At 65.5% G+C, this 10,110-nt stretch carries 16 protein-coding genes and 1 pseudogene; 12 read left to right on the plus strand and 5 right to left on the minus strand.

The features are described 5' to 3' along the window. Positions 1-384 (minus strand): response regulator transcription factor (locus Q0925_RS10630; protein ID WP_299335233.1); only part of this gene is annotated, 384 nt, incomplete at its 3' end. A gap of 102 nt (positions 385-486) precedes the next feature. Next, the gene (gene guaB, locus Q0925_RS10635) at positions 487-1,983 is read right to left on the minus strand and encodes an IMP dehydrogenase (RefSeq protein WP_299335236.1); all 1,497 of its coding nucleotides are present in this window, start codon (positions 1,981-1,983) and stop codon (positions 487-489) included. A 536-nt stretch (positions 1,984-2,519) separates the two neighbouring features. On the opposite strand from guaB, the gene Q0925_RS10640 reads away from it, so the two are divergent. The 9 genes from Q0925_RS10640 (at position 2,520) to Q0925_RS10680 (ending at position 6,724) form a co-directional block, all read left to right on the plus strand. Further along, complete coding sequence (locus tag Q0925_RS10640; protein WP_299335239.1) at positions 2,520-2,702, plus strand: hypothetical protein; 183 nt, start codon at positions 2,520-2,522, stop codon at positions 2,700-2,702. Positions 2,703-2,708: 6 nt separating this feature from the next. Continuing rightward, the gene (locus Q0925_RS10645) at positions 2,709-3,581 is read left to right on the plus strand and encodes a DUF5794 domain-containing protein (RefSeq protein ID WP_299335242.1); all 873 of its coding nucleotides are present in this window, start codon (positions 2,709-2,711) and stop codon (positions 3,579-3,581) included. 100 nt (positions 3,582-3,681) lie between these two features. After that, positions 3,682-3,960, plus strand: coding sequence for an acylphosphatase (locus Q0925_RS10650; RefSeq protein ID WP_299335245.1), 279 nt, complete (start codon positions 3,682-3,684; stop codon positions 3,958-3,960). Between the two features lie 43 nt (positions 3,961-4,003). Next, on the plus strand, positions 4,004-4,207 hold the full coding sequence (locus tag Q0925_RS10655) for a hypothetical protein (protein ID WP_299335247.1): 204 nt from the start codon (positions 4,004-4,006) through the stop codon (positions 4,205-4,207). 53 nt (positions 4,208-4,260) lie between these two features. Beyond that, positions 4,261-4,548 carry a DUF4242 domain-containing protein gene (locus Q0925_RS10660; RefSeq protein ID WP_299335270.1) on the plus strand — a complete coding sequence of 96 codons (288 nt, stop codon included), beginning with the start codon at positions 4,261-4,263 and terminating at the stop codon, positions 4,546-4,548. Positions 4,549-4,633: 85 nt separating this feature from the next. After that, entirely contained in the window at positions 4,634-4,798 is a 165-nt protein-coding gene (lysW, locus tag Q0925_RS10665; RefSeq protein WP_299335272.1) for a lysine biosynthesis protein LysW, read from the plus strand. A 241-nt stretch (positions 4,799-5,039) separates the two neighbouring features. Then, on the plus strand, positions 5,040-5,363 hold the full coding sequence (locus Q0925_RS10670) for a 2Fe-2S iron-sulfur cluster-binding protein (protein WP_299335274.1): 324 nt from the start codon (positions 5,040-5,042) through the stop codon (positions 5,361-5,363). Between the two features lie 49 nt (positions 5,364-5,412). Next, positions 5,413-6,087, plus strand: coding sequence for a rubrerythrin family protein (locus Q0925_RS10675; RefSeq protein ID WP_414652111.1), 675 nt, complete (start codon positions 5,413-5,415; stop codon positions 6,085-6,087). A 277-nt stretch (positions 6,088-6,364) separates the two neighbouring features. Continuing rightward, positions 6,365-6,724, plus strand: coding sequence for a DUF555 domain-containing protein (locus Q0925_RS10680; RefSeq protein WP_299335277.1), 360 nt, complete (start codon positions 6,365-6,367; stop codon positions 6,722-6,724). A 6-nt stretch (positions 6,725-6,730) separates the two neighbouring features. Here Q0925_RS10680 and Q0925_RS10685 read toward each other — a convergent pair whose 3' ends face one another. Together Q0925_RS10685 and Q0925_RS10690 are read right to left on the minus strand one after the other, a co-directional pair. Continuing rightward, complete coding sequence (locus tag Q0925_RS10685; RefSeq protein WP_299335280.1) at positions 6,731-6,895, minus strand: hypothetical protein; 165 nt, start codon at positions 6,893-6,895, stop codon at positions 6,731-6,733. 38 nt (positions 6,896-6,933) lie between these two features. Further along, positions 6,934-7,065: a hypothetical protein gene (locus Q0925_RS10690; protein ID WP_299335282.1), complete on the minus strand. Its 132-nt coding sequence runs from the start codon at positions 7,063-7,065 to the stop codon at positions 6,934-6,936. Here Q0925_RS10690 and Q0925_RS10695 point away from each other — a divergent pair. After that, positions 7,064-7,483, plus strand: coding sequence for a VOC family protein (locus Q0925_RS10695; RefSeq protein WP_299335284.1), 420 nt, complete (start codon positions 7,064-7,066; stop codon positions 7,481-7,483). The two genes, Q0925_RS10690 and Q0925_RS10695, sit on opposite strands and share 2 nt — an antisense overlap. Positions 7,484-7,726: 243 nt before the next feature. Here Q0925_RS10695 and Q0925_RS10700 read toward each other — a convergent pair whose 3' ends face one another. Further along, positions 7,727-8,074, minus strand: coding sequence for a nuclear transport factor 2 family protein (locus tag Q0925_RS10700; protein WP_299335286.1), 348 nt, complete (start codon positions 8,072-8,074; stop codon positions 7,727-7,729). Positions 8,075-8,326: 252 nt separating this feature from the next. Here Q0925_RS10700 and Q0925_RS10705 point away from each other — a divergent pair, with 252 nt between their 5' ends. Both Q0925_RS10705 and Q0925_RS10710 read left to right on the plus strand, forming a co-directional pair. After that, entirely contained in the window at positions 8,327-9,622 is a 1,296-nt protein-coding gene (locus Q0925_RS10705) for a hypothetical protein (RefSeq protein ID WP_299335288.1), read from the plus strand. A 50-nt stretch (positions 9,623-9,672) separates the two neighbouring features. Further along, positions 9,673-10,110: pseudogene (locus Q0925_RS10710) on the plus strand (NADP-dependent malic enzyme); the annotation flags it as partial.

A 10,110-nucleotide genomic window follows, 5' to 3' on the forward strand; every position in this document is an offset into this window, starting at 1 on the left:
CAACTGTCGGATCCCTTTACTGTACTGGTTGCGGACTGAGAGGTTCGACACCGTCCGTTCGAGGTCCTCCTTAGAAACCGGCTTGACGAGGTAGTCGTCGAACTTCATATCGACGATCTCGGTTCCGGGTTCGACCGCCGTCACCATCGCCACCCGGCAGTCGATACCCCGGTCACGGATGGCCTCGAGAACCTCTTCCCCGGATAGGTCACGCATCCGGCGGTCCAACAGCACGACGCCCACATCGTCGTCGAGTTCATCGAGCGCTTCATGTCCGTTGCCTGCCGTCCGGACGTGATACGACTCGGCGAGCCAAGTGGCGTAGAGTTCTGCTAAGTCACGTTCGTCCTCAACGACTAGGACGGTTGGTGTCTCATCGCTCATACGTTTCCATGCGGGGGGTTCCGACCACTCACAGCATATATTGGATTGCCGGTCCATATCAAAATATCCCTTGCGGAACCGGCCGCTACCGTCGTCGCTCCGCTACTCCTGTGGGCTGTAGTTGGGTGCCTCGTCGGTGATCATCACGTCGTGAGGGTGACCCTCCGTCTGTCCGGCCGACGACGCTCGGACGAACCGCGAGCGCTGTTTGAATTCGGGGATGGTCGGCGCGCCGACGTACCCCATTCCCGACTTCATTCCGCCGACGAGTTGGTGGAGTTCGGACGCCAACGTCCCTTTGTAGGGGGTGGCCGCCTCGACGCCCTCCGGGACGAACCCCTCGTCGTCGTCTTCCTCCTTGAGGTAGCGGTCGCCACCCCCGGAGCGCATCGCCCCGACCGATCCCATCCCGCGGTACTGCTTGTACTTCTTGCCGTTCATCGTGATGACCCGTCCCGGGGCTTCCTTTGTCCCCGCGAAGTACGACCCGAGCATCACGGCGTCGGCCCCGGCGGCGATGGCCTTGATTGCGTCGCCGGAGTAGCGGATGCCGCCGTCGGCGATGACCGGCACGTCGTGCCGGTTGGCAACGTCGGCCACCTCGGAGACGGCGGTGATCTGGGGCATCCCCGCGCCCGTAACGACCCGGGTCGTACAGATCGATCCCGGACCGATCCCGACCTTGACACCGTCGGCGAAGCCGACGACAGCCTCGGCCGCCTCCCGCGTGCCGATATTGCCGACGACCACGTCCGCCTCGACCGACTCGCTGATCTCACGGGCGCTATCGATCACGTCTCGGTTGTGTGCGTGGGCGCAGTCGATAAAGAGGATATCCGCCCCGGCGTCGGCGGCGGCGTGGGCGCGGTCGTTCTCGAACGGCCCGACCGCGACGCCGATCCGGAGTGATCCGGACCCGTCACGGACGGCGTTCTCGTGTTCGCGCCGCTGGAGAATGCCCTGCATCGTCACGAGTCCAACGAGGCGGTTGTCGTCGTCGACGATCGGGACCCGTTCGATCTTATGATCGTACATGAGTTCGAGGGCGGCCCGGGCGGTCACGTCCTTGCCGGCGGTGATAACCTCGTCGGTCATCGCCATGTGAACCTCGTCGGACTCCCCCACCTCGAGATACGGCCGGATGTCGGTCGCGGAGATGATCCCCAACACCACGTCGTTGCCATCGACGACCGGAGCGCCGCTGACGCCCTCGCGTTCCATCATCTCGTCGACCTCCCGGACGGTTTGGTCCGGTTGGGCCGTCACCACATCGTCCCGCCGGATGACCAGTTCGTCGGCCCGCTTGACGCGTTCGATCTCGACGACCATCTCGTCGATGTCCATGTTCCGGTGGAGCACGCCGATCCCGCCGTTGCGGGCCATCGCGATGGCCAGTTCACTCTCCGTCACGGTGTCCATCGCCGCCGAGAGCACCGGGATATTGAGGTCGACGTTCGTCGACACGCTGGTCGAGACATCGGCCTCGTCGGGTTCGATGTGACTCTCCATCGGCCGCAAAAGAACGTCGTCGAACGTAAGCGCCTCCGGCACCCGCAGTTTCTCCGAGAAGGGTCTGGACTCGGGAACGTCGTTTGCCATGTAATCTGTCGTCCGGCCGTTCTCAAAAACGTTCCGAGACGCTCGTTCGGCCGCCGCCACTTTCGATCGCGGTTTCCCGGCGATCCCGCTGTCTCCGACAACGGCGCTCCCGACGACCGGGAGACCGTCGGCGTTGGACACCTCGCATTGAGAGCGACGGCACGACCCCAACGGTCGCCGACTACCGGGAGTCCCCGCCCGACGAGAGCACCTACGAGGGCACGTTCGACCCCCCGACCGTCCGCCTCGCCGTCATGTCGGCCGCCCGGTAGGACAGTTTCGAGACGACACGAGCGAATACGAGCGTTCCGACGACGGGCACGGGCAACCGCCGGTTCGGCGACTCGGAAAACGTTACGGCCGTGACCGTCGCCCCGAGTGAGAACCGCGCCGTGGGTTTCACACGCCGCGTCGGGCGCGTCGCCGGGGCTGACGCCCCACGGTTCCACTCCCCGGCGCTCGGCGATTCGGCCACACACGGCTGTGCGCCGCCCTCCCACGCAACGTTTAATTCTTTAGCGGCTCATAACTTAGATATGGCCTCGAAGCGTTTCACCGCCACGCGCAGTGCCGCTCGGACGAGTTCCGTTGAGGACTCCGGCATCTCCTTTACAGCGCTGGCGATGACAAACCGCTTCGGGACCAACAACGCCACCGACCGCGCTGCCGGCGGGTCGAGAGCGTTACACCACCGGTCGGCCGTTGGTTACGGCCGCTAGCGTGGTATGAGCGTCTCACAGCATCCGATCGCGCTCCGTATAGAGCAACGCGTCGGTGGTGCGACGAAGCTTCTCGCCACCGTCATGGCGCTTCCGCTGATCGACGGCATCTTCCCGGCGTTGATCCTGGCAGGTGCGCTCACGTTCCCGTTCGGTATCCTCGAAACGGGGTTGCTCATCTTCGGCGGCTCGGCCACCGTCGCCGTCGTTCTCGCGGAGATGGACGGGTCCCCCCGCGAGCGGATCCGTACCATCGCACTCATCTCGGTGGTCCTGCTCCCGGCGGCGGCCATCGAGGCGGCGCTCGCCCCCACCGTCCAAAGCGTTCTCGACATGGCCGTCTTCGAGCGCTTTGCCGGACTCGTCATTCTGACGGTCGCCGCCAAAACGGCGAGTGCCCGTGTCGGCGAGTACTTCCCCCGCCCGGTCGTTATCATCGGGTTGGGCCTGATCGCGAGCCTACAACCTGCCGGCGCGTCGATCACGTTCGTTACCGACCCGAGTCTCGTGCTCCGGGGGGTCGCCGCCGCCGCGACCGGTGTCGCCTTCGCTATGCTCGTCGCGGCGCTCGGTCCGGTGTTGCAGGAGTCGGTCGACCTCGACCGGTTTCGGTTCGGGAGCGCCGTCGCACTCGGGATGCTCGCGCTCTCCGTTCTCGGCCTCGTGCCAACCGACGCGCCCGTCGCTCTCGGCGTTCTCTGCGTGACCGCGGTGTTCTCGTTCGATCCCGACAGCGCGGTGGCCGACGCGCACGCCGACGGGACGGCGGCTCCTGATACCGATGTCGATGCCGACGCCGACCCCGACCCCGACCCCGACGACGAGGGCCGCGCCTCGCCGTTCCCGGTCGAGGAGGAGTCCCGCGCCCCGTGGCTATGACCCCGGTCGGCGGGCCGACGGGCAACGGTTCACGGCGTTTTCACAGGCCATCTCAGGTGGGGTCTCCGGGTTTTTATCAATGGGCCCCAAACGATGCGATATGACCGAGCGAGTTCGTGCTCACGTCCACGTCTCGGGTCGTGTCCAAGGTGTCTATTACCGGGCGAACACCCGCGATGCGGCGCGTGCCCGGTCCGTCGACGGCTGGGTTCGGAACCTCAATGACGGTCGTGTCGAAGCCGTCTTCGAGGGCGAACGGACAAGCGTCGAGTCGATGATAGAGTGGTGTCACACCGGCAGCCCCGCGGCCGATGTCCGTGACGTCGAGGTGGTGTACGAATCGCCGGACGGCGCGTCGGGGTTCGAGATCCGGCGATGAGGCGACGAGACCGACACCACCGCCCGACCCCTGTGAGGGGCGCGTGATCGCCCCGGTCAAACTCGTTGCCGCGGCCGTCGGTATCCTCGGAACCGCGGTGGCGCTGACATCGGGTGTACTCGTCGTCCGCGGGCCGTTTTTGGGTGGCCCGATGCTTGCGCCCCCGTCGCTTCTCGTGGCCCTCGGGGCGTTCGTCGTCGGCGCCGCCGGGGCCGCGTGGGGACTCACACGGTACGAGCGTGCGTGACCGTCGGAATGCGGGCATACCTTTATTATGATTCGACGACCCCTCTCGATCGTATGAACGACTACCTGATCCTGCGCGAGCTCGGCGAGCCGATCAGCCGTGACGATCTGGACGCCGCCGCCGAGAAGTCAGGCGAAACGCTCGATGCCCTCCGCTCGGAGGGCGTCGACATCCGCTGGGTCGATTCGGAGGTCCTGACGAACGACGACGGCGAGGTGACGGGAACGTTCTGTCATTACCAGGCCGAAAACGAGGACGCGGTTCGCGAACACGCCGACCGTGCTGGCCTGCCGGCGACGCGGATCGACCGGCAGGGCGAACCGCTCGCCGGCGAGAACTGAACGGGGGTCGGCGGCCCGCCACGACGACGGTCCGGATCCGAAAGGCATCCTTCAAGTCCCCCCACGACCAACTCACGGCCGAATCATGCCCGAGTGCGTCGAATGCGGGGCGGACGCAACCCTGCACGAAAAGTTGGAAGTGGGAGAGATCGTCGACTGTGGCACCTGCGGTGCCGAACTCGAGGTGGTCGGCCTCGATCCCGTAGAACTGGATTCCGCCCCGGAACTCGAGGAAGACTGGGGCGAGTAACGCCCGCCGGTCTGTCGGTTGCGCATCGGCACACGAGCCTCTACACCCACAAACCGGCTCGGATAAAGATGACCCACAGACGGCCGGGAACCGAACGTACCCCTACCCACAGCCCCCGAGCGCCTGGGTCTCGTCTCACACAAGGACGTGGAACCCGTATATATTTTGTGTCAGACACAGCCACGACCCCACCCCGGTGCGGTGGTAAAGAGTTTTGCCTGGGTCCGGCGTAGTCCGTCCCATGACCGAGCACACCGTCGAGTTTGCGGGCACCGGAGAAACGATTCAAGTGTCGGACAAACGGACCATTCTGCAGGCGTGTCTCGACGCCGGCATCGCACAGGAGTACTCCTGTCGGGTCGGAATGTGTCTGGCCTGCTCCGCCGAGATCGTCGAGGGGTCGGTGACGCAACCGGCGGCGCGCGCGTTGACTGACGACGAGGCCGAGTCGTACGCTCTCACCTGCATGGCTCGACCCGAGAGTGACCTCGTTCTCGACCGCGGGAAGTATCCGCCGAGTATCGAGAACGCCGCGGCCGGCGACGCGGCCGCCGCGGACGACTGATACGGAGTGGCGTGACTGTGTAGCGGTCGTCCGCCGATGGGGTTCGGCGATGAATCGGGGCCGACCTGCACTGCCCGTCCGAGCCGTCGGGTTCAACCTCGCTCGGGTGCAACTGGGCAGTATGGACGCCGACGAACTCCGCGAGACGGTCGTCGCCGACAACGCGTCGGACCTAGCGCTTCTCGGCTCGCCGGACCTGCTCGTCTCGCTCTCGGAGGGTGATCCGAATCCGGACACGCTGTTGTCCGCGGCGGGCAACAGCGAACACGCCGCCCGTGAAACCTTCAGAGCGTGGGCCGACGACGCGGTCGACGCGACGCTCGCTCGCACATACGAATCCGTCGCCGCTCAGGAGAACGATCACCATCGCCGGGTCCGGGCGGCACTCGACGGCGACAGCGAGTTCGGTCCACCCGAGCAAGCCGGCCCGATGCACGCGTACCTTCGCGGACGGGATGATCCGATCCACCGCATCGCGGGGGGGATGGTCGGGCGCACGCTCGTTTCCCTCCGGACGCACGACCGACTGATCGATTTTTTCGCCGCCGACCCGGAGCGTGTGAGGCTCTTCCGGGACCTTCGCGAGGAGACGGCCGACTGCCTTGACGACGGGTTGGCGGCGCTCGACGCTCGCGCGACGGCCGACGACTGGAAGGCCGCCCAAGCCGTCGCAGGGTACACCATTCAACTCGCTTCCGACGACCTTCGGGACGGGCTTCGGTAGCTACCACGTTTTCGGCCCGGTATCGGCGCGCTCAGTGGTCGCGGATCGGTTCCGAGGCGTCAGGCGGTCCCCTACACCACGATCCGGCGGTGGCCCCGCCGTTGCGGTCCGGTGTGTGGGGCGTGTGCCGCCCAGGCGCCACGGGTATCGGCTCACACGCCGGGTCGTCGGTACGCCCCCGAGCGAGCGTCGACCCCTCGTTTCGGATCGGCGCACCAACTGCCCGTCCTCATCGTCGAACCGCAAGACACGAAACCTTCGATCGTCTCAACCACATATGAGCAATTATCTCGTCGCCATGGAGGCGGCCTGGCTGGTTCGTGACGTGGACAACGTCGACGACGCAATCGGTGTCGCGGTCAGCGAGGCGGGAAAGCGTCTCAACGACCAGGACAAGGAGTACGTCGAGGTGGAGGTGGGGGTCACGCCCTGCCCGGCCTGTGGTGAACCGTTCGACTCGGCGTTCATCGCGGCCGACACCGCGCTCGTCGGCCTCCTTCTCGAAATAGAGGTGTTCAACGCCGATGGCGAGAACCACGCCACCCGCATCGCAAAAAGCGAGGTCGGCGGCGCGCTCCGGGACGTACCACTGTCGGTGATCGAGGTGCTCCAGACCGACGAGGAGGACGAGGACTAACCGCCGCTACTCCTCTCGGGATTTCAGCCACTCGTCGAGTAGGTCGCGGATCGCAGCCTCCCGATTGTCCCGGTGGCACTCGAAGGCGATGTTCTCAATCTCCGCCACCGTCTCCGTGTGTAGTTCCACAGTAACCGTCTCCATGTCCGCCAGTCCGTCTCCCTCGTCCATGGGATAGCACCCACGCGGGAGGCGTACAAATAGCTCCGTCAGACGACCGTCCGGCGTGCGTGTGACTTCGCCCACACCCTCAGGACGGCGTCGCCCACGACGACCGCACACCGGAACCGTGAGAGGCGGATCGAAGCCGCTTTGTCGGCGGGCACGTCTCGAACGGACATGATTCGACTCGCGACTCACCACGTCGGCGTGACGGTGACCGACCTCGACCGAGCGGTCGAGTTCTATCGGGATGTTTTCGACCTCGACGAACTAGATCGGTTCACCGTCTCGGGCCGGGCGTTTGCCGACGCCGTCGACGTCGACGGTGCGACCGGTCGGTTCGCCCACCTCGACGGCGACGGGATCCGGATCGAACTCGTTGAGTACGACCCTGAGGGACCGGACGCGACCGGCGGCGCGATCAACCGACCCGGCGCGACACACGTTGCCTTCGCCGTCGACGACGTCGATGCGTTTTACGCCGACCTTGACGCCTGTGTCGAGACGGTGAGCGCCCCCCGAACGACCGAGAGCGGGACGCGGATCCTCTTTGTCCGCGACCCCGAGGACAACCTCGTCGAGGTGTTGGAGACGTGATCGACCCCCGATGAAAAGGGACCCATCCCGACTACACACGTGGTTCCGACCGCCTCCGACCCCTCCGACCGTGCAATCCACCGGCGAGTTTGCCCCAACGGTGGAGATTGCACGCCGATCCGTACATGGGGTGGGCGGATCGCAGTGCGTGTTGTCTGCCGCCGTCTCGTCCGGGGGCCGACGGGATATCCGTAGCCGTCCACGGCGACGGTCACGCGGTCGTCCGGTGGACGTGAGCGCGGGTCACTCCTTCGGGGCAACCTTTCCGGCGAAGGTCTGTCGGTGGATCGTCTCGTCCCGAATGACGAACGTGTCGGTACAGAACTCGTAGTCGTTGTCCGGTGTGTCTCCGTTCCACACGATGTACGCGTACTCATCCTCGACCGTTTTCTGTTCGAGGTCTACCTCGGAACCGGTCTGTGAGAACTCCTCGTACAGGTCGGAGAACAGCCCCTCGATCTCGTCGAGTCCACGGAACACGCCCATGTTGGTGATGATAACGGAGTCGTCGGAGTAGTCCACGAGCGTCTCGTCGAGGTCCTGGTCGGTGAACGCGTCGAGGTGGTGATCGAGAACGTCTTGGGTCGTCATGGATCACCGCCACATTTCGGTCACACCATAATGAACGTTTCCCGAGCGTTCAGAGGTACAGGATGGCTATGCCGAGGACCGCGGCGAGCAGGATGATCACCATCATATAGTTGAACAATCCCTCCGGCGTCGTGGTTGATGGCAGGTTCATGCGTGACCGTACACCATCATCATTCAAGATAGTATCGGATAGCGGTGCCGGCTCCCGGCGGCCGACAGAGCTAACTGACCGCCTCCCGGTTAGACGACCGAATGCCCGTCACGCGACGAGGGGTCCTCGCGGCGCTCGCAATCGCTCAGTCGAACCTCCTCAGTGGGTGTTTCGGCGGCTCCGGCGACGGGGCGGACGACTCCCCTGCTGATGGTGGTGGTGGTGGTGGCGGGGGCGGGGGATCCGACGCCACGCCGACCGCGACCCCCGAACCGACGACGGCGACGACGACGACGCCGTCGGTCGCCAACCCCGACCTCGCGGCGTCGACGGCCGCCCTTCTCGACGAATTCGAGTGGTACCGAACGGAGTACGAGCCGACGATCCAGGAGTTTCGCCGGGTCGCCAACGGCGTTCTCGGGGTCGTCGATGACATCTCCCCATCGGAGGAGCTGACGACCGACGCCGCCGACGAACTCGAGGCCGCGACGACCGCCGTCGCCGACTACGTGACCGAGAACCTCGGCGATCACTTCGCCGTCGATCCGGCGCTCCGAACCGGCGACAACGTTTACGCCCGTGACTTCCGCCGCGCGGTCCGACGCGGCGATGTCGACGCACAGGACTCGGTGCTCGGCCAAGCGCGCCTGTTCTACGGTCGTGTCGCCTCCAACGAGTACATCCGGAGCGAGTTCTCCCGCCGGCCGGTGTACGACACGCTCTATGACATGTTGATCCCGGACGGATCGACGGCGTCGGTCGTCGCTCTCGCAGCCGCCGACGACGGGTTCGTGACGTGGGCACATCCCGACCGCACGGAGTCAACCGCCGACGACGGCGTCGACCGTCATACCCACGAGTTTTCCAGCGGTCACCGGGTGTTCACCCACGCACACGACCATTCGTCTCCCCACCCGGTTCGGAACCACACAACCGAACCCGAGACGGACAGCCTGTACGCCTACGCCGACGGGAGCGTGGCGTTGCTTGAGGATGGCAAACCGTGGCGTGAACGGATGGACGACTACGAACCGTCGGTCACGGACATCTTCGGACCGGTCCGGTCTGCGAACCGCTCTCTGGGCGTCTACTGTTTCGTCGCACCGATCGGTGGTGGCTTCGACGCAACGCCGCTGTACATCGAGCGCTTCCCGACTCCCGACGCGGCGGCTGCGGCCGTTGCGGCGGGGCCGGGAGTCGACGGGACAACGACCCTCGCCGGCCGGGAGTGGGAGTTGGTGTTCTACGACCGTGGCGGAATGACGATCTATGCCTACCGCGTTCAGGCGGGGGCGACGGTTGTCATCGCGTCACCCTCGCCGACCGCCTGGGAACGCCGCCCGAACTGGGCCGCCGGACTCACCCAGACGTGGTTGGGCGTCCAGCCCGGCGGGTGATTCCGACGCCGACTGTACAGCTTTATCCGGAGTCCCGTTGAATCCCGGCCATGGGACTCGACGAGGACGCACTCGACTATCACAGCCGCGACCCCCCCGGCAAGGTCGCCATCGAGACGACGAAATCAACCGGCACACAACGGGATCTGAGCCTGGCTTACTCCCCCGGTGTGGCCGCTCCGTGTCGCGAAATCGCCGACGACCCGACCGACGCCTACACCTACACCGCAAAGGGCAACCTCGTTGGGATGGTGTCGAACGGCTCCGCCGTCCTCGGACTTGGCGACATCGGCGCGCAGGCGTCGAAGCCGGTCATCGAGGGGAAAGGTGTCCTACTCAAGCGATTCGCCGATATCGACGTTTTCGATTTCGAACTCGACACCGACGACCCCGACGCCATCGTTGAGGCCGTGTCGTTGACAGAGCCCTCCTTCGGCGGGATTCACATCGAGGATATCAAAGCCCCGGAGTGTTTCGCCATCGAGAAC

Source organism: Haloplanus sp. (genome assembly GCF_028275055.1).
Classification (GTDB): domain Archaea; phylum Halobacteriota; class Halobacteria; order Halobacteriales; family Haloferacaceae; genus Haloplanus.